Source organism: Caulobacter sp. FWC26, from assembly GCF_002742645.2.
In the GTDB taxonomy this organism is placed as follows: domain Bacteria; phylum Pseudomonadota; class Alphaproteobacteria; order Caulobacterales; family Caulobacteraceae; genus Caulobacter.
This window is the reverse complement of sequence record NZ_CP033875.1, coordinates 2,426,707-2,449,182: the sequence shown is the minus strand read 5'-3', so window position 1 is coordinate 2,449,182 and position 22,476 is coordinate 2,426,707. Positions and strand designations below refer to the sequence as shown.

Here is a 22,476-nt window from a genome sequence, read left to right as displayed (position 1 = left end):
CGCCAAGCCGACAGCCTCACCCCTAGGCTCGGCTGAGACCCAGCTGGATCACATTGGTTCGCTCGGTCCGGAAGCCCGCCTCGCAGTAGCTCAGATAGAACCGCCACAGGCGACGGAAGCGTTCGTCAAAACCATCCTTGCGGATCTCGCTCCAGGCGGCTTCGAACCGGCGGGCCCATTCGGCTAGCGTGTCGGCATAATTCTGACCGAAGCGCTTGAGATCGCTCCATTCCAGGCCCGCGCGCTCGGTCTCTTCCTTGAGGCGCGCCTCGCTGGGGAGCATGCCCCCCGGGAAGATGTAGCGCTGGATGAAGTCGGTCTGGCCGCGATACTCGTCGAACAGTTCGTCCCGGATCGTGATGATCTGCAGGCCCGCGCGGCCGCCGGGGACCAGGACATCGCGCACCTTGGCGAAGTAGGCCGGCCAGTACTCCTCGCCCACGGCCTCGAACATCTCGATCGAGGCGACGGCGTCAAAGCGACCTTCGACGTCGCGATAGTCGACGAGCTGGATGTCCGCCTTTTCCGAAAGGCCCTGTTCGAACAAGCGCTTGCGGGCGAAATCGTACTGGGCCTGAGAGATGGTGATGCCGGTGACCTTGGCCCCGACCTCCTTGGCGGCGAACTCGGCGAAGCCGCCCCAGCCGCAGCCGATCTCCAGCACATGCTTGCCGGGGCGCAGGTCGATTGTGCGAGCCAGGGCCGCGTACTTGGCGCGTTGCGCCTCCGGCAGGGGCTGACCCGGGCGTTCGTAGAGCGCCGACGAATAGGTCATCGTCGGGTCCAGCCATCGCGAGTAGAAGCTGTTACCCAGGTCGTAGTGGGCGTGGATGTTCTTTTTCGAACCCGAGCGGCTATTGCGGTGAAGCAGGTGGTAGAGACCGTGCAAGGCGCGCATCAGCGGATTGCCGGACACCAGAGCGCCCAGCTTGTCGAAGTTCAGCGAGAACGCCTCCAGCAGGGCCGACAGGTCCGGCGTTTCCCATTCGCCGGCCATGAAGCCCTCGGCGAAGCCGATCGCGCCGGACGTAAAAGCCCGCCGCATGAAGTTGTAATCATTGACCTTGAGCGTGGCGTCGGGACCTGGGTTCGGGCCCGTGATCGTCATCGTCTTGCCCGTGGGCAGGATCCAGGTGATCGAGCCTGCGTCCCAGTTGCTGGCGACCACGCGCAAAGCCGCGCGGAAAGCCGTGGGGGCGGTTCGCAGATCGGGATCGTTCCAGAGCGCAGTTTCCAAGGCCAAGCCTCGCATCCGGTTACGCGTTCATTAACGCCTTCGACGACCGCGCCGTAAACCCCCGCGCTCAGCTAGAGGCTGTGATAGGCCTCCAGCGCGCGTTCCCGCGCCTTGGCGTGGTCCACGATCGGTCGACTATAGAGACGTTTGGCGCCGGCCGTCAGATGCAGGGGCTTGGTCCACGGCTTGTGGATAACCTCGTCTGGAGCGCTGCGAAGCTCGGGAACCCAGCGTCGGACATAGTCGCCCTTGGGGTCGAACTTCTCGCCCTGGGCGATGGGATTGAAGATGCGGAAGTAGGGCGCGGCGTCCGCGCCGCTGCCGGCGGTCCACTGCCAATTGCCGACGTTGTTGGCCAGATCGGCGTCCAGCAGCGTATCCCAGAACCAGGCCTCGCCCTCGCGCCAGTCGATCATCAAGTGCTTGATCAGGAACGACGCTACGATCATGCGCACGCGATTATGCATGAAGCCGGTGGCCCAAAGCTCGCGCATCCCTGCGTCGACGATCGGATAGCCGGTCTGGCCCATCTTCCAGGCCTCTAGTGCGCCGTCATCCTTCATCCAGGGAAAACTGTCGAACTCCGGCTTGAAGTTTCGGCTGGGCATCTCGGGCCAATGAAACAGGATCGAGTGGTTGAACTCGCGCCAGCCGATCTCGGACAGGAACTTATCGGCCTCGACGACCGGTATGTCGCCTTGGTCTGCGGCGTTGCGCGTCGCCAGCCAGACCTGACGCGGACCGATCTCGCCGAAGTGCAGATGCGGCGAGAGCCTGGAGGTTGCTTCCACCCCCGGGATGTCGCGCTGGTCGCCGTAGCCTTTGATCGCTCCTTTCAGGAACACGTCGAGCCGCGCATGAGCGCCGGGCTCGCCGGGCGTCCAGAGGTCGAAGCCCTTGGACCAGTCCGGCTTCGTCGGGTGCAGGTTCCAACTCGCGAGGTCTTCGCTGCGCGGCAGTTGTGCCGGCGCGACAAGGCGGTCGGGCGCCGGCGCGACCGCAACATCGGTCAGGTGCTCCCGTGCGGCGCGCCAGTACGGGGTGAAGACCTTGTAGGGCTGGCCCGAGCCGTTCTTGATCGTCCAGGGCTCGTTCAGAAGGCTGGCGTTGAAGCTCTGGCAATCGACGCCGCGATCCTTGAGCGCGGCCTTGATCGCGGCGTCTCGGTCTACGGAGGCCTGATCGTAGAGTCGGTTCCACAGCACGCAGGTCGCGCCGGATTGCGCAATGACCTCATCGAGCACCTGCGCTGCGACGCCCTTGCGGAGCACGAGGGGGGCTCCCAGGGCCTTCAGGCTCTCTGCAAGGCTCTTGAGAGACTTGTCGAGCCACCAGAGCGAAGCGCCGCCCATCGGGCGCACGCCGGGCGTCTCGTCGAGAATGTAGAGCGGGATCACCGGGCGGCCGGTCTCCGCAGCATGGCGCAGAGCCGGATTGTCGGCTATGCGCAGGTCCTTGCGAAACCATACGATGACGGCGCCGGAGCCCGCCTTGCTGTCGCCAGAGTCGTTCCGCACTTGCACCGTCTCGTCCTAAGGGTCACCTCTGGGGCGCCCGAAGCCCTAATACGCTGGAATAGCCGCCGTGGATCAGCCGAAAGCCGTCGCCCCCAACGCCGTCGTCAAGATCAAGACGCCGAACGGCGCGCCCGTTCGTATCGGCAACGGTGAGAAGCTCTCGATCATCGCCGGGCCCTGCCAGATGGAGAGCCGCCAGCACGCCCTGGAAACAGCGCATGCGTTGAAGGAAATGGCCGACCGGCTCGGCGTCGGCCTGATCTACAAGACCTCCTACGACAAGGCTAACCGCACCTCGGCCAACGCCCAGCGCGGCATCGGCCTGAAGGACAGCCTCCCGATCTTCCAGGAGATCCGCGAGGTCACCGGCCTGCCGACCCTGACCGACGTGCACGAGACCAGCCACTGTCCGATCGTGGCCGAGGCCGTCGATGTCATCCAGATCCCGGCCTTCCTGTGTCGCCAGACCGACTTGCTGGTCGCCGCCGCCAACACCGGCCGCGCGATCAATATCAAGAAGGGCCAGTTTCTGGCGCCGTGGGATATGAAGAACGTGATCGCCAAGGTCACGGGCGCGGGCAACCCCAACGTCATGGCCTGCGAGCGCGGCGCCTCGTTCGGCTACAACACCCTGGTCAGCGACATGCGCGCCCTGCCGATCATGAAAGAGATCGGCTGCCCCGTGGTGTTCGACGCCACCCACAGCGTGCAGCAGCCGGGCGGGCAGGGCACGTCCTCGGGCGGTCAGCGCGAGTTCGTGCCGACCCTGGCCCGCGCCGCCGTCGCCGTCGGTGTGGCCTGCGTCTTCATCGAGACCCATCCCGATCCGGACAACGCGCCGTCGGACGGTCCGAACATGGTGCCGATGAACCAGTTCGAGGCCCTGGTCGCCAACCTGCTGCGCTACGACGCCCTGACCAAGGCCGCCTGAGCATGAGCCGCCGCATCGTCCTGGTCACCGGCGGCGCCGGCTTCGTCGGTTCGAACATCGTCGCCCGGCTCTGCGAGGACCCAGAGTTGGATGTCGTGGTCTGCGATCGCCTGCGCGACGCGGCCAGCGGCAAGTGGCGCAACATCGCCAAGCATCCGATCGCCGACTTCGTCGCGCCCGAGCAGTTGTTCGACTGGCTTGCCAAGCGCGGCGCCGAGCTTGAGCTCGTGATCCACATGGGCGCGGTGTCCTCGACCACCGAGATCGACGCCGACAAGATCGTGCAGTCCAACTTCGTGCTTTCGCGGGATCTGTGGGACTGGTGCGCCCAGCGCGGCAAGCGCCTGATCTACGCCTCGTCGGCCGCCACCTATGGCGACGGCGCTCTGGGCTTTGATGGCAAGGACGATCTGGCCTCGCTGCAGGCCCTGCGGCCCTTGAACGCCTATGGCTGGTCCAAGGCCCTGTTCGACATCTATGCAGTGCGCGAGGCCCAGCGCGGCCGCGCGCCGGCGCAGTGGGCGGGGCTGAAGTTCTTCAACGTCTACGGGCCCAACGAGGACCACAAGGGCGGCATGAAGTCGGTCGTGGCCCAGATCTGGCCGCGCATCGCGGCGGGTGAGGGGGTGAAGCTCTTCAAGTCGCATCACCCGGACTACGAGGACGGCGGCCAACTGCGCGACTTCGTCTATGTCCGCGACGTGGTCGACGTGGTCGGCTGGCTGGCTAAGAGCCCGGCGGTCAACGGCGTCTTCAATCTCGGCTCGGGCCAGGCGCGCTCGTTCCGCGATCTCGCCGTCGCCACCTTCGAAGCGGCGGGCCGCGCGCCGGACATCACCTATATCGACATGCCCGAGGTGCTGCGCGGCAAGTACCAATACTACACCCAGGCCGACATGAGCCGTCTGCGCGCCGCCGGTTACGACGCCCCGATGACCGCGCTGGAGGACGGCGTGGCCGACTATGTGGCCGGCTATCTGAACACCGACGATCCCTACCGCTGAGCGCGTTCCGCTAACGTCGGGGCACGGTTGCCGTCCATTTCCGCGAGCGTAAGCTGAACGCCGATAAGTCGGGTCGAGCCCGATAGGCAGGGAGCGAGAAATGGTCGGCATCGCCGCCTGGGGCGCCTATGCGCCGCGATTGCGTTTGAGCCGCAAGGCCGTTACCGAGGCCAACGCCTGGGTCGCGCCCAATCTCAAGGCCAAGGGCAAGGGCGAGCGATCCATGGCCAACTGGGACGAGGACGCCCTGACCATGGCGGTCGAGGCGGCGCGCGACGCCCTCGGTCCCGACGATGATCGCTCGCACATCAGCAGCCTCTATTTCGCCTCGACGACCGCGCCGTTCGCCGACCGACTGAACGCGGGCGTCGTCTCGGCGGCGCTCACCCTTGAGAAGTCGATTACGGCCAGTGACGTGACGGGCTCGCAGCGTTGCGGGCTGACGGCGCTGGGGCAGGCGCTGGCTGCGGGCGGAACCTCTCTCGTCGCGGTGGGCGAACACCGCAAGGCCCGTGCGGTCTCGGCTCAGGAGCTGGACTTCGGCGACGGCGCGGCCGCCTTCATGATCTCTGACGATCCCGGCGCGGCCGAGTTCCTAGGACGCGGCAGCATCACCGATGACTTCGTCGACCACTTCCGCGGTGATGACGGGGGCTTTGACTACTACTGGGAAGAGCGCTGGATCCGCGACGAGGGCATCGTCAAACTGGTCCCGCCGGCGATCCGCAAGGCGCTGGAGGTTTCGGGGGTAAGTGCTTCGGATATCGATCATTTCTGCTTCCCGTCGACGTTCGCCGGCATGGCCGCCACCGTGGCGAAGTCGGTCGGGATCAAGCCGGAGGCGGTCCGCGACAACCTCGCCGCCGTTATGGGCGAGGCGGGCTGCGCGCATGGTCCGATCATGCTGGCCCACGCGTTGGAGCAGGCGAAGGCCGGCGAGGTCATCCTGGTCGCCCAGTTCGGCCAGGGCGCTGAGGCCCTGGTGTTCCGCGCCACGGGCCAGGGCGCGCGTCCGGCGCGGGGCGTAACCGGTTCGCTCGCGGATCGAGAAGTCGAGACCAACTATCTGAAGTTCCTGACCTTCAACGGCCTTATTGACTGGGACAAGGGCATGCGGGCCGAGAAGGACAACAAGACGGCCCTGACGACCCTCTATCGCAACGAGGACATGATCCTGGGCCTTGTGGGCGGTCGCTGCCGCGAGACGGGGGTCATCCAGTTCCCGCGCACCCGCATCTCGGTGGCCCCGAACAATCCCGCTGTCGACACCCAGGAGCCGTACAAGTTCGCCGAACGTCGTGCGAGCATTCTCAGTTACTCGGCTGATTATCTGACGTTTTCGATGGCTCCGCCGAACCACTACGGGATGGTCGTCTTCGAGGGCGGTGGTCGAATCATGATGGACATCACTGACGTCTCGCCGGGCGACGTCGAGACCGGCCTGCCGGTGCGGATGGTGTTCCGCATCAAGGAGGTCGACGAGAAGCGCGGCTTCGTCCGCTACTTCTGGAAGGCCACGCTCGACCGGGCCGCCATCGCCGCGCAAACCGCTCAAGCAGCCGAATAGGGAGACCGACATGCCTCAAGGTATTCGCGACAAGGTCGCCATTCTCGGGATGGGCTGCAGCAAGTTCGGCGAGCGTTGGGACGCCGGGCCTGACGACCTGATGGTCGAAGCCTATCTGGAGGCCATGCAGGACGCCGGCATTGAGCCGACCCAGCTGGACGCGGCCTGGTTCTCCACCCACATCGACGAGATCGGCTCGGGCAAAGGCGGCACGCCGCTGTCGATAGCCTTGCGACTGCCCAACATCGCCGTGACGCGGGTCGAGAACTTCTGCGCGTCCGGTTCAGAAGCCTTCCGGGGGGCGGTCTATGCGGTGGCGGCCGGCGCGGCCGACATCGCCCTGGCGGTCGGGGTCGAGAAGCTGAAGGACACCGGCTACGGCGGCCTGCCGGTCGCCAATCCCGGCACGCTCAGCCCGCAGGTGATGCCGAACGGCTCGGCGCCCGGAAACTTCGCGCAGCTGGCCAGCGCCTACCGCGCCAAGCATGGGGTCTCGAAGGAAGACCTCAAGCGCGCCATCGCCCACGTTTCGGTCAAGAGCCACGCCAACGGCGCCAAGAACCCCAAGGCCCACCTGCGCAAGCCGATCACCGAGGAGCAGGCCCTCAATGCGCCGCTGATCGCCGAACCGCTGGGCCTGTTCGACTGCTGCGGCGTCTCGGACGGCGCGGCGGCGGCGATCGTCACCACGCCGGAGATCGCCCGCGCGCTGGGCAAGCACGATCTTGTCACCGTGAAGGCCCTGCAGCTGTCGGTCTCGAACGGCTACGAGAGCCAGTACAACGGCTGGGACGGTAGCCACTTCCACACCGCCCGGATCGCCGCCGGCAAGGCCTACAAGGAGGCCGGCATCGAGCGCCCGCGCGAGCAGATTTCGATGATGGAGGTGCACGACTGCTTCTCCGTCACCGAGCTGGTCACGATGGAGGACCTGTTCATCTCGCCCGAGGGGAAGGGCTGGCGTGACGTCCTGGACGGCTTCTATGACGCCGACGGCGGCGTGCCGTGCCAGATCGACGGCGGCCTGAAGTGCTTTGGGCACCCGATCGGCGCGTCGGGCTTGCGGATGCTCTACGAGATGTACCTGCAGCTTCAGGGCCGCGCGGGGGAGCGACAGCTGGCCAACCCGGTTTTCGGCATGACCCACAACCTGGGCGGCGCGCCGGCGAGCAACGTCTGTTCAGTCGCCATCATTGGCCAGGAAGGGGCTTAAAGCCGCCCAAGCCTTGGTGTAACCCAAGCGCATGAGCGGCTCGTTCAAAGGCTTCAAGCGCTGGATCTTCGCGGGGGCGGCGCTGTTCCTGGCGCTGATCCTCGCGGCCGCCTTCATCTGGCGCTACGACATCCTCAGCAACGCGCTCGATCCCAAGATCCCGTTCCTGACTTACAAGCCGCCGCCCGCGCCGGACTATGGCAAGCGCGAGGCCTGGGCCCTGCTGCCGGGGCGCGCCGAAACGCCGACAGCCGCCGATCCGTCGGTGGACGTGTTCTTCGTCCATCCCACCACCTTCGACGGTGGGCGCGACTGGAATGGCGGCATCGACCAGCCCAAGGCGCAGAGGTTCCTGTCGCGGGTGGTGCTGCCCAACTACGCGGGGCCGTTCGAGCGGGTGGGGCGTCTGTTTGCGCCTCGTTATCGTCAGGCCAGCCTCTACACCTATCTGACCCTGCGCGACGACGCGCGCGACGCCCGCCGCTTCGCCTATGGCGACGTGCTGCAGGCCTTCCGCGCTTATGTCTCGCGTTACGGTCAGGACCGTCCCTTCGTGATCGTCGGCGTCGAACAGGGGGGATCCCTGGCCGCGCGACTGTTGCGCGAGGAGATCGCCGGCAAGCCGGAGCTGAAGCGACGACTTGTCGCCGCCTATCTGATCGAAACTGTTGTGCCCGCCGACGAGTACGGCCCCGAGGCGCCGCTGCCGGCCTGCGAACGTCGGGGTCAAATCCGCTGCGTCGCGGCCTGGGCCTCGGCGCAGGAGGGAGATTTCCGCGCCGCCCAGGAGCTTACCGGACGGTCTCTGGTCTGGGACGGCGCCGATCAGCTGGTGAATCTCGAGCATCGCCAGCCCCTTTGCTTCAATCCGCTGCTCGGCGGTGTGACGCTTGAGCGCGCGCCGGCGCGGATGAACCTCGGCGCGGCCAACGCCACAGGTCTGGACTGGGGTGCTCGTCCGGCGTTCTTGCAGCGGCAGGTGGCGGCGCGATGCGAGAACGGCCTGCTGCGCACCAGCCGTCCCAAGTCCAGTGCATTGCGCGACAGCGGCTCCTGGGCCGATCGGCGCAAGGTCGCCGCCTTCAATCTGTTCTATGCCGACATCGAAGCCGACGCCCTGGCGCGCGCCGAGGTCCAGATCGGTCGACCGCTAAGTCCTGTCGCTAACGTCGAGCAAGGCGGCTAGCCCGCCATAGCTTGGCTGGTCGATAGCGATCTGGCCGATAGCCGTGGCTCGCAGGTGAGCCAGCAGCTCCGGGGCCAGCGGCGCCATTTTGCTCTGCCTTAGCGCCTGGCACAGTTGATCGTTCAGGGTTTCGAAGTCGCCCGTCTGGCCCAGCAGGGCGGCCAGGCGTTCGGTCGCTTCGGCTTGCAGCCTGGCGCCGTGCTCGGCTTCGCGCGCCAGAATCGCCCGCGCGTTCTCGGCGACACGCGAGAGAAAGACATGACGCGCGTCGCCAGGCGTGGCGGGTTCGGCTGCAAAGGCGGCCAACCCTGCGGCCAGCTCCGCGGCGGTAGGATGGCTGATCACGTTGCGCCCTCCATCAGGGTCACCAGGTCAATCTCGGCCTCGCTGGTCCGGCGGCCAATCATTGCGCGCTCGATCGAGGGGTCTGCGCCTGTTGCGAAGCTCTGGTACATCATCAGGCACATCACCGCCCATTTCAGCGAACCCAGCGCCTGCCAGAACTGGACGCGGTCCAGCGATATGTCGCCGCCATGGCCGGCCAACAGCTCGGCATAGTCGCCAAAACCGCCGACGGGGCTGCGCCACGCGCCAAACCTCCACGAGTTGACGCAGATCCAGCCCAGGTCTTCGGCGGGATCGCCCAGGTGCGCCAGCTCCCAGTCGAGCACGCCCACGAGACCGCGCTCGGGGTGGATCATCAGATTGCCGTTCCGGAAATCCCCGTGGACGAGAACGGGCCGTTCGGGGGGCGCCGGCGCGACCGCTTCCAACCAACGGAAGGCGGCCTCCAGAATCGGGCGGCGGGCCTCGAGACTGCGGTAGATGGCTTCGTAACGCTCCAGCTCGCCGCGCGCGTCCGACGTCGCCAGAGGCGGCAGATCGGTCGTCGGCGCAGCGTGAATCCGCGCCAGAACCTCGCCGCAGCGTCGCGCCAGGCCGGGCCGGACTGATGCAAAGGCTTCGTCGCGCGTGATGCGCCGGCCTAGGGTCTCGCCCTCCAGCCGCCGCATGACATAGGCCTCGCCCAGTTGGTCATCGGGCGTGCAAACCCGCAGCACGGTCGGGGTCGGTGCGCCGGCCGCCTCGGCCGCGCGGATCAGCGCCGCTTCCGACGCCAGCGGGAGGGCGGTTTCGCGGGGCAGCGCGGCCTCAGGCCTGCGACGCAGGATCAGGGGCGTTCCGTCGCTGAGGTCGAAGGCCCAGGTTTCCAGGCTGGCGCCACCAGACAAACGGCGCGCGTTGACCACACCGGTCGCGGACGGTGAAAGCTGCGGCGCGAGGCGATCGAGAGCGGTGGCGACATCCATGAGATCAGCGTTCCAGTCTTCACCCAGCGTCAGGCAAGAGGCTCCGCACTTTACGACACGCGCGGCGCGCCTTACGCAACGAGGCCTTCAAGCGCTTCTCACAGGATCTCCGATGCCCTCCGGCCTTGCCGCGCTGCTCGATGATGTCGCGGCCATCACCAAGATCGCCGCCGCCTCGCTGGACGACGTCGGCGCCGCTGCGGGAAAGGCCGGGACCAAGGCGGTGGGCGTGGTGGTCGACGACGCCGCCGTGACGCCGGGTTACGCGATGGGTTTCACGCCCGACCGCGAGCTGCCGATCGTCTGGAAGATCGCGCTGGGGTCACTACGCAACAAGCTGATTTTCCTTTTGCCGGGCGCCTTGTTGTTGTCGGCCTTCGCCCCCTGGGCGGTGACGCCCATCCTGATGGTCGGTGGGGCCTACCTGGCCTTCGAGGCGACCGAGAAGGTGCTCGAGGCCTTTACGCCTCAGGCCGAGGGGGAAGCGATCGAGGAGCTCGCGCTCAGCGGTCCGGCCCTGGAGAAGCAGAAGGTCGATGGCGCGATCCGCACCGATCTGATCCTGTCGGGTGAGATCATGGCCATCGCACTGGCCGAGGTCGCGAACCTCGGGCTCGCCATGCAGGCCGCAGCGCTTGCTCTGGTCGGCGTTCTGCTCACCATCGGCGTTTATGGCGCGGTCGCGTTGATCGTGAAGATGGATGACATCGGTCTTCACCTGTCTCGCCGTCCGAACAAGGGCGCTCAGGCCTTCGGCCGAGGCCTCGTCAAGGCCATGCCGGTGACCATGGAGGCCCTGACCTTGATCGGCACGGCGGCCATGCTCTGGGTGGGCGGCGGCATCATCGTCCACGGACTGGAGAAGTTCCACCTGACGCCGATCCCGCACTGGGTTGAGGGACTTTCGCATTGGGCTGGCCAGGCCCCGATCGTGGGGCCGGTCGCAGGATGGCTGGCCTTCGCGCTAGGCTCGGCGGTCGTGGGTCTGGCGATCGGTGGCGTGCTCGCGGGGATCATGCACCTCTGGCATCATCGCAAGGGCGCTCAGGCGCATTGAACAGCCGATTAGCCGGCCTCGTTCAAGGGCGCGGCCGGCTTCCAATCGAACAACTCCTGCAGCGTTCGCAGCGCCTGACCCCGTGGCGAGGAGAGCTCGGGATCGCGCGCCAGGATCAGGCGGGCGTCGTCGGCCGCGACCGCGATAAGGTCGCGGTGGGCCACGGGGTCAGCCAAGCGATAGGCCGGAAAGCCGCTCTGCTTGAGGCCTAGCGGGTCGCCGCCGCCACGCAGCTCCAGGTCCTTCTCGGCGATCTCGAAGCCATCGTCGCTGCGACGCAGGATGTCGAGGCGCTGCTGGGCCACCTCCGACAGCGGGGGATCGTAGAGCAGTACGCACGCGCTCTCCCGCGTCCCTCGGCCCACCCGGCCCCGCAGTTGGTGAAGCTGGGCCAGGCCAAAGCGATCGGCGTGCTCGATCACCATGATGCTGGCGTTGGGCACATTGACCCCGACCTCGACCACCGTGGTCGCCACCAGCACACTTACCTCGCCGTCGACGAAACGTTGCATGACCGAGTCCTTCTCGGCCGGCGGCATCTGGCCGTGGACGAGGCCCACGCCGGGCAAGTGGCGGGCCAGGTCGGCCGCGCGATCCTCGGCGGCGCGTAGATCGACCTTCTCGGACTCCGACACCAGCGGGCAGATCCAGAAAGACTGAGCCCCACCTGAGATGGCCCCGCGCAGCCGCTCGATGATCTCCGGTACGCGCGAGGTCGGCGCGGCGCGGGTGGCGACAGGCGTGCGTCCCGGTGGTTTCTCGTCGATCCGGGACACGTCCAGGTCGCCAAACACCGTCAGTTCCAGCGTGCGCGGGATCGGCGTGGCGGACATGGCCAGCAGGTGGACCCCGTCCCCCTTGTCTTGCAGGCGACGGCGTTCATTGACCCCGAAGCGATGCTGCTCGTCGATAATGGTCAAGGCCAGGGATCGGAAGACGACATCGTCCTGGAACAGGGCGTGGGTGCCGACGGCGATGTGGTGGGCGCCCGACGCCAGGCCCGCTAGCTTGCCAGCACGAGCCGTCCCCTTGTCTCGGCCCGTCAGCAGGATCACCGACAGGCCCAGCGCTTCCAGAGGGGCGGCGATGGTCTCGAAGTGCTGGCGCGCCAGGATTTCCGTCGGAGCCATCAAGGCCGACTGCAGCCCCGCACTGGCGGCGTCGGCCATGGCTAGCATCGCCACCACGGTCTTGCCCGAGCCCACATCGCCCTGCAGCAGGCGACTCATTCGTTCGCCGGACGCCAGATCGCCCCGGACTTCGGAGAGGGCGCGGATTTGTGCTCCGGTCAATCGGAAGGGCAGGGCCTTCTCGGCGGCGTCCGCCAGCGGGCCCGCCGGGATGCGCGGGCCGGGATGTGACCTGCGGGCGGCCTTGCGTTGGGCCAAGGCCAGTTGGTGCGCCAGCAGTTCGTCATAGGCCAGACGTCGGCGCGGCCGCGCCAGGGGCGACAGGTCGGCCTCGCCGGTGGGCGCGTGGAGCGCCGCCAGCGCCTCGCGCCAGCTGGGCAGTTTCTCGCGTTCGCGCCAAGCGGCGTCCTGCCACTCCGGCAACGAAGGGGCGCGTTCAAGCGATTCCAGCGCGAACTTGCGGAAGGTTCGGGAAGGCAGGCCCTGGGTGGCCGGATAAACGGTTTCGACCAGCGGAATACCGCCGGCCTTCTCCTCGGCGACGATGTAATCCGGGTGAGCGATCTGCAGTTCGGAGGCGAAGCCTTCAGGGCGTTCGACCTTGCCGCTGACCGCGCGGCGCGCGCCCTTAGGGTGCTGGCGTTCCAGATGCGGCCCGTGGCCCTTGAACCAGACCAGGGTGAGAAACCCCGTTCCGTCCCAGGCCCGGATCTTCCAGGGCTGTCCCAGGCGATGCGGCGGCTGATGACTGTCGATCGTGACCAGAAAGGTCTGAACTTGGTTCTCGACGGCCTGATCGACGGTGGTCGGGGTTCGCCGGATCAGGCCCGTGGGCGCGGTGAACAACACGTCGCGCACGATCGGGCCGGCCAGTCTTTCGACCAGCGGCGCGACCCTGGGACCCACGCCCTTGAGCGTGGACACGGCGGTGAACAGGGGGAAAAGAATCTCCGGGCGCATTCGATGCGACCATAGCCGCGTCGGCGCCCGGCGGGCGAGCCTAGTCCGCCTGATTCATCGCCGGCTGAAGGGCGATCACCAGGTCGGAATACTCTTCCGCGCGCGAAGCGCCGGACACATTGAGTCGGGTGTAGAGCCAGGTGGCCCCATACCGCGAATAGGCTTCCGACCAGCGGGCCTTGGCGTCCACCAGATTGTTGGCCTGACCGGCGAACACCACCGCGCCCTTGGCGTCGACATAGACGAAGTTGCCGGCGATCGTTGTGCCGGGCTCGCCGTTTTCGGCCAGCTTGTAGCGGTAGACGGCGCCCGAGGCGCCCTTGAGTTCGATATAAGGCTTCACGCAGTCCTCGCCAAAAAAGCCACCCGGCGTAGACGGTCAGGTCGTGACGCGTCCCGTGGGCCAAATTATGGCTGGAGAACGCCCGATCTGGCCAGGAAGCGCCGGGTCCGCTCTTCGCGCGGCGATGCGAGGAGCCGACGAGACGGTCCTTGCTCGACGATCACGCCGCCGTCCATGAAAATCGTGCGATCGGCCACGTCTCGGGCGAAATCCATCTGGTGAGTGACGATCACCATGGTGCGCTTCTCGACGGCCAGGTCTCGGATAACCGCCAGCACCTCGCCCACCAGTTCAGGATCCAGAGCGGACGTGGGCTCGTCGAAGAGAATGACTTCGGGATCCATGGCCAGGGCGCGCGCGATGGCGCAGCGCTGTTGCTGGCCGCCCGACAATGCGGCGGGATAGGCGTTCGCGCGATCCGACAATCCGACCTTTTCCAGCAGGGCCAAAGCCTTCGCGCGGGCTTGGGCGGGGGGCTGCTTGCGGACGACGATCGGACCTTCGATCACGTTTTCCAGCGCTGTCCGGTGCGGAAACAGGTTGAAGCTCTGAAAGACAAACCCGACTCGACCGTTCAGCGTCTTGGCCAGGGCGACTTTGGCGTCGGCGGTGACGCCCGCAATCGTCAGGTGGCCGCCGTTCAACGGCTCAAGGCCCGCAAGGCAGCGGAGCAGGGTGCTCTTGCCCGACCCACTGGGCCCAATGATCGCGACGACCTCGCCAGGGGAGACGGTCAGGTCGACGCCAGCCAGGACAGGGGTGTCTCCGAAGCTCTTTTTCAGGGACTTGGCGTCGATCGCGCTCATCGGCGACCCTCCGCTGCGCGACGTTCGAGGCGAGTCTGCACGGCCGCCAGCATCGTGGACAGGATCCAGTAGATCGCCGCCGCAGCCAGATACATCGTGAAGATCTCGTAGGTTCGGGCGGTGATCAACTGCGCCTGGCGGAACAACTCGGGCACCTGGATGGTCGCGGCCAGTGAGGTGTCCTTCACGAGGCTGATGAAGCTGTTGGAAAGCGGCGCGACGGCGGTGCGGGCCGCCTGGGGCAGGATCACACGGCGCAGGGCCTGACCCCGGCTCATGCCCAGCACGCTGGCGGCTTCCCACTGGCCCTTGTCGACAGCGGCTAAGGCGCTGCGCAGGATCTCGCAACTATAGGCGGCCACGTTCAGCGAAAAGCCGATGCCCGCCGCCAGCAGCGGCGGCATCTCCAGGCCAAATTGCGGCAGGCCGTAATAGATCAGGAACAGTTGCACCAGCAGGGGTGTGCCGCGAAACGCCGACACATAGACGCCCGCCGGCCATCTCAGCAGCGCCGACCGCGACAGGCGCATCAGGGCGAGCCCGAAGCCCAGAACGACCCCGATGCTCATGCCGAGGACGCTCAGGACGATCGTGTAAGACGCGCCCTTTAGAAGAAGCGGCGCGGATTGGCGCAACAGATCGAGGCTGGTGTCCATCGGCTAGTGCGTGACGTCCATGCCAAACCACTGCTGCGAGATCGCGGCGAGCTTGCCGTTGGCGCGCAGGGCGTCGATGGCTTGATTGATCACGATCTTTAGGCCCGGGTCCTTTTTCATCGCCACGCCCGACCCTTGGGCGGCGAACGGCTGGCCGGAAGCCACGAATTCCGGCGAGGTCTTCACGAAGTCGGCGGCGACAAGACGATCGTTCAGTACCGCGTCGATACGGCCCGCGCGCAGGTCCTGGTACTTGGTCGGATCGTCGTCATAGGTCCGCACGTCCGCGCTGGGAACATTGGCGCGAACCCACTGCTCGTAGTTCGTGCCCAGCCCCACCCCGACCTTCTTGCCGGCAAGATCCTCCGGACCCGTCGGCGCAGGTTTGCCCTTCAACGCGATAATCTGGATGCCCGAGACGGTGTAGGGCTCGGAGAAGTCGTACTTGGCCTGACGGTCGGGGGTGATGGTGATCTGGTTGATCACCACGTCGACACGGCCCGATTCCAGAGAGCCCAGCAGGCCGGCGAACGGGGCCGGGCTGAACTCGACCTTCAGACCCAGCTGCTGGGCTAGCGCCTTGGCGAAATCGACCTCGAATCCGGCCAACTGACCGGACTTGTCCTGGAAGTTGAAGGGCGGATACGTCCCTTCCAGGCCCACGCGCAACTTGCCGGAGGCCTTGATCCGTTCCCAGCCGCTGGCGCCGTCATCGGGCTTCTTGCCGCAAGCGGCCAGCACGGCGAGGCCAAGGCCGGAGAGAACGGCGCGGCGGGCAGGGAATCGCATCGAACGGACCTTACGGCGAAACAGTCACGCGCATTTCTATACAGGCGCGCGCGCTCCGCTAGCCTGAACCTTGCCACGGCGAGGACGCGCCGTGGTCGATGGGTCGGGTTCAGCGCTTGCGGACGAACACCGTGCCCGCCGAATAACCCGCACCAAAGCTGCAGATCAGGCCCGTCTCGCCGGCGGCGAAGTCGTCATTGGCCGAGTGGAAGGCGATGATCGAGCCGGCCGAGCTGGTGTTGGCGTACTCGTCCAGAATGATGACGTTCTCGCCCGGCGCGGGATCCCGACCCAGCACCTTGCGACCGATCATCTCGTTCATGTTGATATTGGCTTGGTGCAGCCACAGCCGCTTGAGGCCGGTCGGGTCCACGCCCAGGTCCCTGGCGTGTTCGACGATCATTTCGCTGACCATCGGCACCACCTCGCGGAACACCTTGCGGCCTTCCTGGACGAAGAGCTTGTCCTTGGCCCCGATCCCCTCGGGCGCGGCGCGATTGAGGAAGCCGAAGTTGTTGCGGATGTTGTTCGAGAACTGGGTCTTCAGGCGCGTGCCGACGATCTCCCAGCCGCCCTGCGCCTGGTCGGCGTCCTCGATGATCACGGCCGTGGCGACGTCCCCGAAGATGAAGTGGCTGTCGCGGTCCTGGAAGTTGAGGTGCCCCGAGCAGATCTCGGGATTGACCATCAGCACCGCCTTGGCGCTGCCGCTGGTCACGAAGTCGGCGGCGGTCTTGATGCCGAAGGTCGCCGACGAGCAGGCGACGTTCATGTCGAAGGCGAAACCTTCGATGCCCAGCGCCTGCTGGACCTCGATGGCCATGGCCGGATAGGCGCGCTGCATGTTCGAAGCCGCGCAGATCACCGCGCCGATCTCGGACGCCGGTTTGCCCCAGCGCTCGATCGCCTGCTTGGCGGCTTCCACGGCCATTTCGGCGAGGATCGAGATTTCTTCGTTCGGACGTTCGGGAATGATCGGTCGCATGATCTCGGGATCGACGATCCCGCTCTTGTTCATCACGAAGCGCGACTTGATGCCCGAAGCTTTCTCAATGAACTCGGGCGAGGAGGGGGCGAGCGCAACCACCTCGCCGGCCGCGATGGCCTCTGCGTTGGCGGCGTTGAAGCGTTCGACAAAGGTGTTGAAGGCCTCGACCAGTTCGGCGTTCGAGATGCTGTGGGGTGGGGTGTACAGCCCCGTGGCGGCGATGACGGCTTGCGGCAAGACGACGGTCCCGATGATGCGCGCGGACCTCGCTCGAAGGAGAGACGGGTTCGCGTTCTGACGCTTGTTTGAGCCCGTAGATAGCACGGTTGGCGGCCTCGTCATCCACCCTCGGTCGGGCGATCGACACGCAATGGCCCCAAACGGGACCGTGAACCGCCGCATGGTCGCCGCGTTATGAGCCTAGCAGGGGATGGCTGAGTGGGCTGAAGAGTACGTGTAGAATTGGAGTACAAGAATGAAAACTCTCATCGCTGCTACCCTGGTCGCTGGTTCGGTTCTCGCGGCCCCGATGTTCGCACAGGCCCAGAGCTCGACTGACATCTATGGTTCGCTGAACTATGGTCAAACTCGGACGAAGGGCGCTGACACCGGCGCAATTCAAGGGCGGGTCGGCGCCAAGCTTACGCCTTATTTTGGCGTCGAGGGCGAGGTCGCTGGCGGCGTCGATAGCGACACGGTCTACACGCCCGGCGGTCCGGCCCGCGTGAAGATGCAGCATCAGGTCGCGGGCTATGCGGTCGGCTATCTTCCCGTGAACCCCAACCTGGATCTGACCGCCCGGGTCGGCTACGGCACGACCAAATTCAGCACCAACAACCCGGCCGCGACGCAGTTCGACGGCAGCCGTGACAGCTGGAACTATGGCGTCGGCGCCGAGTACAAGCTGGATGGCAAGAACGGTATCCGCGCCGACTGGACGAAGTCCGAGTACACCAAGAGCGACCTCAACTCGAACACGGTGTCTGTCGGCTACGTCCGTCACTTCTAACACCTGGGCGCCAAGGTTCTGAGCGTGGCGCGTCCTTAGGGGCGCGCCATTTTCTTTGGGCGCTTGACGACGATCCCTCGGTCGTCAATCTGAACGGCAATAAGTTACGGGGGGATGCGTCGGTCTTGGACAAGGCGCTAGTGATTCAGTTGGGCGGCTCACTCGTCGCCGTGGCGCTGCTGGTGGCGTTCGTTCGCTGGCTAGGCGTGGCCCGCCCCACGCCTCCGCTGGACGCCGCCTCGGCCAAGGCGCTGCTAGATGTCGAATTCCCCGATCATCGTCCCAAGGCCACCTGGATTGCTTCCGATGGCGCGGGCCTGATCGCGCGGGACGGAGAACTCGCGCTGGTCCTCTACAAGCGTGGCGACGGCTATGTCGCCCGCGACCTTCCGTGGAGCGCCGTGGCGTCTCTGAAGCCGACCGGCGGACGCGTAACAGTCCGGGTCTCCGACGCCCGTCCCACCTTTGCCGTCAGGGACGACGTCTGGCCGCCGAAAGAGCTCTCCTGATGCTGAAAGCCCCCTTTGACCCCGTCCAGCTGGCGATCCCGTTCTTCGTGCTGGCCATCATCCTGGAAATTCTGCTCGGCCGCTTCGGCAAGGCCAAGGCCAATTACGAGACGCGCGATACGGCCATGTCGCTCAGCATGGGCCTGGGCAGCACGATCGCTGGGGTGCTGTTCGGCGGCGTCGTGTTCGCCACCACCGTCTGGGTCTACCAGCACCGTCTGTTCACGATCCCGATGACGGCGGTCTGGGCCTGGGTCGCGGTCTTCTTCCTGGAGGACCTGACCTACTACTGGTTCCACCGTCTCGCGCACGAACGGCGGTTCTGGTGGGCGAGCCACGTCAACCACCACACCTCGACCCACTACAACCTGTCGACCGCCCTGCGGCAGACCTGGACCGGCGGCGTCGCCGGAACGTGGCTGCTTTGGCTGCCGCTGTCGTTCCTGGGCTTCCCGCCGGCCATGGTGGCGATCCAGAAGGGGATCAGCCTCGTCTACCAATTTTGGATCCACACCGAGGCGGTGGGGCGCATGCCGCGCTGGTTCGAGGCGGTGTTCAACACCCCCTCGCATCACCGCGTCCACCACGCGCGCAATCCGCGCTATCTGGACGCCAACTACGCGGGCATCCTGATCATCTGGGACCGGATGTTCGGCACCTTCATCCCCGAGGTCGACGAGGAGCCCTGCCGCTATGGCACGGTTAAGAACCTCGGCAACTTCAACCTGTTGCACAACGTCTTCCACGAGTGGGTCGGCATCGCCAAGGACGTCGCGAACTCAAAGTCGCCCAAGGAGGCGCTGGGCTATGTGTTCGGCCCGCCGGGCTGGAGCCCGGATGGGTCGCGCGACACCTCCCACACGCTCAAGGCCAAGTGGCGGGCGCGGGTGGAGGCTGAGTAGCGAGCGCCCCTGTCGGGGCGCTCGACCCGTCTAGGTTATTTCACCTCGGTGACAAACTGGTCGCGCGGGCGACGGACCTTCTGCAGGTTCACCAGCCAGTCGCCCTCGGCCTGACGATAGCCTAGCGGGGCAATCGTCACCGAGCGCAGTCCGCGCTCCCGGAGGCCGAGGATCTCGTCCAGAGCCTTGGGATCGAAACCTTCCATCGGGGTCGCATCGACGCCCTCAAAGGCCGCCTGAGCCAAGGCGAGGCCAAACGCGATGTAGGCCTGGCGGGCGGCGTGCTCGAAGTTCGTCTCGGCGTCGCGCTGCGGATAGGTCGACAGAAGCATCTGGCGATAGTTTTCCCAGCCTTCGTTCCGGAAACCACGCACCTCGTTGACGAGGTCGAACATATGGTTGATCCGCTCGGCGGTGTAGTTATCCCAAGCCGCGAAGACCAGCAGGTGCGAGCCGTCGGTGATGGGGCTCTGGTTCCAGCCGATAGCCTTGATCTTTTCGCGGACCTCGGCGTTTGTGAGGACGATGATCTCGAAGGGCTGCAGCCCGCTGGACGTCGGGGCCAATCGTGCAGCTTCCACGATCCGCTCGACCTTGTCCTCGGAGACGACCTTGGTCGGATCCATCTTCTTGGTGGCGTAGCGCCAGTTCAGTTTTTCAAGCAGCACAGGAAACCCTCGTTTGATCCGCGCGCAGCGGTGAGAGCCCGGATGTGGCGTCGCCGACCGAAATCGCAACCAGTACGGTTTCAAAAATTTGATGACGGCGTGTGGGCTGAGACCACAGATTGTCGATGACGACCCTTAGTCCCGCAGGAGTGGCAGCGAGAGCCCCGTCGCTTGCCGCGTCGCCAGCATCTCGCGGCGGAAACGGAACAGCTCCGCCGGGCGGCCGCCGGTTTCGGCGTCGAGGCGACCCAGGCCCTCGACCAGCTCCTCGCGCTCGACCACGCGGCGGAAGTTCTGCTTGTGCAGCGGCACGCCGGCGATGGCTTCGACCGTGCGCTGCAGGGTCGAGAGGGTGAACTCCTCCGGCGTCAGCTCGAACACCACGGGGCGGTACTTGATCTTGCCGCGGAGGCGCGACAGGCCGGTGGCCAGGATCCGCCGGTGGTCCGAAATCATCGGCTCGCCCAAGGCCGCCGAAAGCGCCGCAGGTTCGGCGGGATCCTGGCCGTCGGCGCGGGCGCGGTCGCGGGCGGCTTCGGGCGCCAGGCCCGCCTCGTAGAGCAGCTCGTAGCGCTCCAGCACCCGTTCCTCGTTCCAGGGCGCGCCGTCCAGGGCGAAGGCCAGGCGCGCGCGAGACCATTTGCCGGCGTCGTCGGCGGCCCAGCGTTTCAGGGCCGGGGCGATGGCGTCGTCGAGCAGGGCAGGGCGGCCGGCGCGCCAGTCCTCCCAGGGAAAGAACCGGGTCCAGGGGGCCCAGGCGGTGTCGGGCGCGTCGGTGTCGACCGCCTTGGGCGTCAGGCCCAGGTAGCCGACCGAAACCACGCGAGCGGCGCCGGCCCCCACCTCGGCGCGCGGCGCGTCACGGCCCTTGTCGCCGAAGGTGTAGAGCTGTTCGACATAGCCCAGCTGGAAACGGGTCTGCTGGGTCACGAAGGCGCGCAGGCCCAGCTCAAAGGTTCGGTGCGCCTCGGGATCGAAAGGACCGAAGGGCAGGCCGGACAGCGGGGAGGCGATATCGGTGACGGCGTCATGCGGCCGAACGGTCAGCACAACGGCCTCGCCGTCGCGGATCGCCACGACCACCGCTGACAGACCGATGACGACCGCCGTGTTCATCGCGCCCCGCTACTCGGTTTCAAACGCCGCGTCGGGCGCAGACTCATAGCCCGCTGCGCGCGACAGCACATGGAAGCGCTGAACATAGCGCGCCTGGGCCTCGAAGGGCGCCAGGGGCGTGATCTGCAGATCATACCCCGCCGGCGGAGCGCCGAAGATCGTCAGGGACTCGGCGCGCTCGAAGCCCGCCAGCTGGGTGGCTTCGAAGAAGGCGCAGGCGCGGTCGGCTTGCTTGATCAGCTTCTTGATCGGGGCGGGGGTCTTTACCGGCAGGCCGAAGCGGATGTGGATCGCGTCTTCCAGCCGGGTCTCAAAATCCTTGTAGCTGACGCCCAGCGCCGCCTTGAACGGGCTGATCATGTCGCCTATCACATACTCGCTGGCGTCGTGCAGTAGCGCCGCGAGGCGCCATCGCGGCTCCAGATCCGGCTTCATGTGCGCGGCGATCTCTTCGACCACAAGGCTGTGCTGGGCCACCGAAAAGCCATGCTCGCCCACGGTCTGTCCGTTCCAGCGCGCGACGCGCGCCAGACCATGGGCGATGTCCTCGATCTCGATATCCATCGGCGACGGGTCGAGCAGGTCGAGCCGACGTCCGGAGAGCATTCTCTGCCATGCACGGGGCGGTCCGCCCCTTTGCAGCCCTTTGGCCACGCGTTCGTTCCTTGTGATGAAGTCGGTTGACTGGCGCATCGGTTGCGAAAGATCAATGAGCGGTTCGCCGTCATCTGTGGAAATGCCCTCAAAAGGGAGTTCGATCATGAGTTGGGCGAGAATCATGGTTCCGCTGGCCGGAACCCCGAACGACCAAGGCGTCCTGACCTCCGCCGCGACCCTCGCGACGGCCTTCAAGGCTGAACTGGCCTGTGTCCATGCGCCCGCCGACATGGCGGACCTGATGCCTTGGATGGGCGAGGGCTTCATGGGCGGCGTGCAGGTTACGGCGCTGGAAAGCCTCAAGGAAGCGGCTCAAGAGGGCGCGAAGGCGGTTGGCAAGCTGGCTGCGGACCTCGGCTATGGCCGCACGCGCGTCATCACCCTGGAATCGCCGGTCTGGGCGGGCCTGGCGATGGAGGGGCGCCTGTCCGACGTCATCGTGTTCGATGATGCGTCGGCGCGCGGCAAGGGGCCGCTGGCCGAAGCGTTCCAGCAACTGGTCGCTGACGAGCAAAGGCCCACCTTGGTCGCCCGGCCGGGCTTCCGGACAGATGGCGTCGCTCTTGTGGCCTGGGACGGCGGCAAGGAAGCCAGCCGGGCGGTCCGCACCGCGCTGCCGCTGCTTGAGAAGGCCAGCGCCGTCATCGTGGCCGGCGCGCCCGCCGCCTCGTCGCGCGCGTTCGAACTTGGTCGTTTGGTCGACTTCCTTGCCGCGCGAGGGGTGACGGCCCGCGCGCGGACGCTGGAAGGAAGCAGCGACGCCGCCTCGCTTCTATTAGGCGCGGCCAAGGACGTGAACGCGAACCTCCTGGTCGCCGGCGCGTTCGGTCACCCGAGGTTGCAGGAGTTCATTTTTGGCGGGACAACCCGAACGTTACTCGGCAGCGAAGGGCCGTCCTTGTTCCTGTCGCACTAGACGTC

General features: G+C 66.4%; 23 protein-coding genes. 10 read left to right on the top strand and 13 right to left on the bottom strand.

Features of this window, described 5'->3' with window-relative positions; genetic code table 11:
* Positions 1-22: 22 nt before the first annotated feature.
* Positions 23-1,252: a cyclopropane-fatty-acyl-phospholipid synthase family protein gene (locus tag CSW63_RS13200; protein WP_062099923.1), complete on the bottom strand. Its 1,230-nt coding sequence runs from the start codon at positions 1,250-1,252 to the stop codon at positions 23-25.
* A gap of 56 nt (positions 1,253-1,308) precedes the next feature.
* Positions 1,309-2,760 carry a deoxyribodipyrimidine photo-lyase gene (locus CSW63_RS13195; RefSeq protein ID WP_062099922.1) on the bottom strand — a complete coding sequence of 484 codons (1,452 nt, stop codon included), beginning with the start codon at positions 2,758-2,760 and terminating at the stop codon, positions 1,309-1,311.
* 61 nt (positions 2,761-2,821) lie between these two features.
* Here CSW63_RS13195 and kdsA point away from each other — a divergent pair, with 61 nt between their 5' ends.
* The 5 genes from kdsA to CSW63_RS13170 all read left to right on the top strand — a co-directional run bounded on the left by kdsA (position 2,822) and on the right by CSW63_RS13170 (position 8,655).
* On the top strand, positions 2,822-3,685 hold the full coding sequence (kdsA, locus tag CSW63_RS13190; RefSeq protein ID WP_082749831.1) for a 3-deoxy-8-phosphooctulonate synthase: 864 nt from the start codon (positions 2,822-2,824) through the stop codon (positions 3,683-3,685).
* 2 nt (positions 3,686-3,687) lie between these two features.
* Positions 3,688-4,689 (top strand): ADP-glyceromanno-heptose 6-epimerase, encoded by a 1,002-nt coding sequence (gene rfaD / locus CSW63_RS13185; RefSeq protein WP_099503501.1) that lies wholly within the window; start codon positions 3,688-3,690, stop codon positions 4,687-4,689.
* 100 nt (positions 4,690-4,789) lie between these two features.
* Positions 4,790-6,256: a hydroxymethylglutaryl-CoA synthase family protein gene (locus tag CSW63_RS13180; RefSeq protein WP_062099672.1), complete on the top strand. Its 1,467-nt coding sequence runs from the start codon at positions 4,790-4,792 to the stop codon at positions 6,254-6,256.
* 10 nt (positions 6,257-6,266) lie between these two features.
* The gene (locus CSW63_RS13175) at positions 6,267-7,469 is read left to right on the top strand and encodes an acetyl-CoA acetyltransferase (protein WP_062099673.1); all 1,203 of its coding nucleotides are present in this window, start codon (positions 6,267-6,269) and stop codon (positions 7,467-7,469) included.
* A gap of 31 nt (positions 7,470-7,500) precedes the next feature.
* Positions 7,501-8,655: a DUF3089 domain-containing protein gene (locus CSW63_RS13170; RefSeq protein WP_062099674.1), complete on the top strand. Its 1,155-nt coding sequence runs from the start codon at positions 7,501-7,503 to the stop codon at positions 8,653-8,655.
* Here CSW63_RS13170 and CSW63_RS13165 read toward each other — a convergent pair.
* Together CSW63_RS13165 and CSW63_RS13160 are read right to left on the bottom strand one after the other, a co-directional pair.
* The gene (locus tag CSW63_RS13165; RefSeq protein WP_062099675.1) at positions 8,620-9,000 is read right to left on the bottom strand and encodes a DUF6285 domain-containing protein; all 381 of its coding nucleotides are present in this window, start codon (positions 8,998-9,000) and stop codon (positions 8,620-8,622) included. The genes CSW63_RS13170 and CSW63_RS13165 overlap by 36 nt on opposite strands.
* Complete coding sequence (locus tag CSW63_RS13160) at positions 8,997-9,965, bottom strand: phosphotransferase family protein (protein ID WP_062099676.1); 969 nt, start codon at positions 9,963-9,965, stop codon at positions 8,997-8,999. Before CSW63_RS13160 ends, CSW63_RS13165 begins: the two co-directional genes overlap by 4 nt.
* A gap of 112 nt (positions 9,966-10,077) precedes the next feature.
* Between CSW63_RS13160 and CSW63_RS13155 the strand changes: the two genes are divergently transcribed.
* Positions 10,078-11,022: a DUF808 domain-containing protein gene (locus CSW63_RS13155; RefSeq protein ID WP_062099677.1), complete on the top strand. Its 945-nt coding sequence runs from the start codon at positions 10,078-10,080 to the stop codon at positions 11,020-11,022.
* An 8-nt stretch (positions 11,023-11,030) separates the two neighbouring features.
* Here CSW63_RS13155 and recG read toward each other — a convergent pair whose 3' ends face one another.
* The 6 genes from recG to CSW63_RS13125 form a co-directional block, all read right to left on the bottom strand.
* The gene (gene recG / locus CSW63_RS13150; RefSeq protein WP_062099678.1) at positions 11,031-13,112 is read right to left on the bottom strand and encodes an ATP-dependent DNA helicase RecG; all 2,082 of its coding nucleotides are present in this window, start codon (positions 13,110-13,112) and stop codon (positions 11,031-11,033) included.
* Positions 13,113-13,152: 40 nt separating this feature from the next.
* A complete protein-coding gene (locus CSW63_RS13145) occupies positions 13,153-13,455 on the bottom strand; it encodes a hypothetical protein (RefSeq protein WP_062099679.1) in 303 nt (100 codons plus the stop codon).
* Positions 13,456-13,520: 65 nt separating this feature from the next.
* The gene (locus tag CSW63_RS13140) at positions 13,521-14,261 is read right to left on the bottom strand and encodes an amino acid ABC transporter ATP-binding protein (protein ID WP_062099680.1); all 741 of its coding nucleotides are present in this window, start codon (positions 14,259-14,261) and stop codon (positions 13,521-13,523) included.
* On the bottom strand, positions 14,258-14,917 hold the full coding sequence (tcyL, locus tag CSW63_RS13135; protein ID WP_062099681.1) for a cystine ABC transporter permease: 660 nt from the start codon (positions 14,915-14,917) through the stop codon (positions 14,258-14,260). The genes CSW63_RS13140 and tcyL overlap by 4 nt, the downstream gene beginning before the upstream one ends.
* A 3-nt stretch (positions 14,918-14,920) precedes the next feature.
* Positions 14,921-15,706, bottom strand: a complete 786-nt coding sequence (tcyJ, locus tag CSW63_RS13130) for a cystine ABC transporter substrate-binding protein (protein ID WP_062099682.1) — start codon at positions 15,704-15,706, stop codon at positions 14,921-14,923.
* 109 nt (positions 15,707-15,815) lie between these two features.
* Positions 15,816-16,931 (bottom strand): beta-ketoacyl-ACP synthase III, encoded by a 1,116-nt coding sequence (locus CSW63_RS13125; protein ID WP_062099683.1) that lies wholly within the window; start codon positions 16,929-16,931, stop codon positions 15,816-15,818.
* 238 nt (positions 16,932-17,169) lie between these two features.
* Here CSW63_RS13125 and CSW63_RS13120 point away from each other — a divergent pair, with 238 nt between their 5' ends.
* The 3 genes from CSW63_RS13120 to CSW63_RS13110 all read left to right on the top strand — a co-directional run bounded on the left by CSW63_RS13120 (position 17,170) and on the right by CSW63_RS13110 (position 19,114).
* Positions 17,170-17,703, top strand: coding sequence for a porin family protein (locus tag CSW63_RS13120; protein ID WP_062099684.1), 534 nt, complete (start codon positions 17,170-17,172; stop codon positions 17,701-17,703).
* Positions 17,704-17,828: 125 nt separating this feature from the next.
* A complete protein-coding gene (locus CSW63_RS13115; RefSeq protein ID WP_062099685.1) occupies positions 17,829-18,212 on the top strand; it encodes a hypothetical protein in 384 nt (127 codons plus the stop codon).
* Positions 18,212-19,114, top strand: coding sequence for a sterol desaturase family protein (locus CSW63_RS13110; protein ID WP_062099686.1), 903 nt, complete (start codon positions 18,212-18,214; stop codon positions 19,112-19,114). The genes CSW63_RS13115 and CSW63_RS13110 overlap by 1 nt, the downstream gene beginning before the upstream one ends.
* Positions 19,115-19,149: 35 nt before the next feature.
* Here the strand turns inward: CSW63_RS13110 and CSW63_RS13105 are convergent, their stop codons facing one another.
* The 3 genes from CSW63_RS13105 to CSW63_RS13095 form a co-directional block, all read right to left on the bottom strand.
* Positions 19,150-19,782 (bottom strand): NAD(P)H-dependent oxidoreductase, encoded by a 633-nt coding sequence (locus CSW63_RS13105; RefSeq protein ID WP_062099687.1) that lies wholly within the window; start codon positions 19,780-19,782, stop codon positions 19,150-19,152.
* Positions 19,783-19,917: 135 nt separating this feature from the next.
* Positions 19,918-20,898: a hypothetical protein gene (locus CSW63_RS13100; protein WP_062099688.1), complete on the bottom strand. Its 981-nt coding sequence runs from the start codon at positions 20,896-20,898 to the stop codon at positions 19,918-19,920.
* 9 nt (positions 20,899-20,907) lie between these two features.
* Complete coding sequence (locus CSW63_RS13095; RefSeq protein WP_082749780.1) at positions 20,908-21,552, bottom strand: YfbR-like 5'-deoxynucleotidase; 645 nt, start codon at positions 21,550-21,552, stop codon at positions 20,908-20,910.
* A 106-nt stretch (positions 21,553-21,658) separates the two neighbouring features.
* Between CSW63_RS13095 and CSW63_RS13090 the strand changes: the two genes are divergently transcribed.
* Entirely contained in the window at positions 21,659-22,471 is an 813-nt protein-coding gene (locus tag CSW63_RS13090) for a universal stress protein (RefSeq protein ID WP_062099689.1), read from the top strand.
* Positions 22,472-22,476 lie beyond the last annotated feature (5 nt).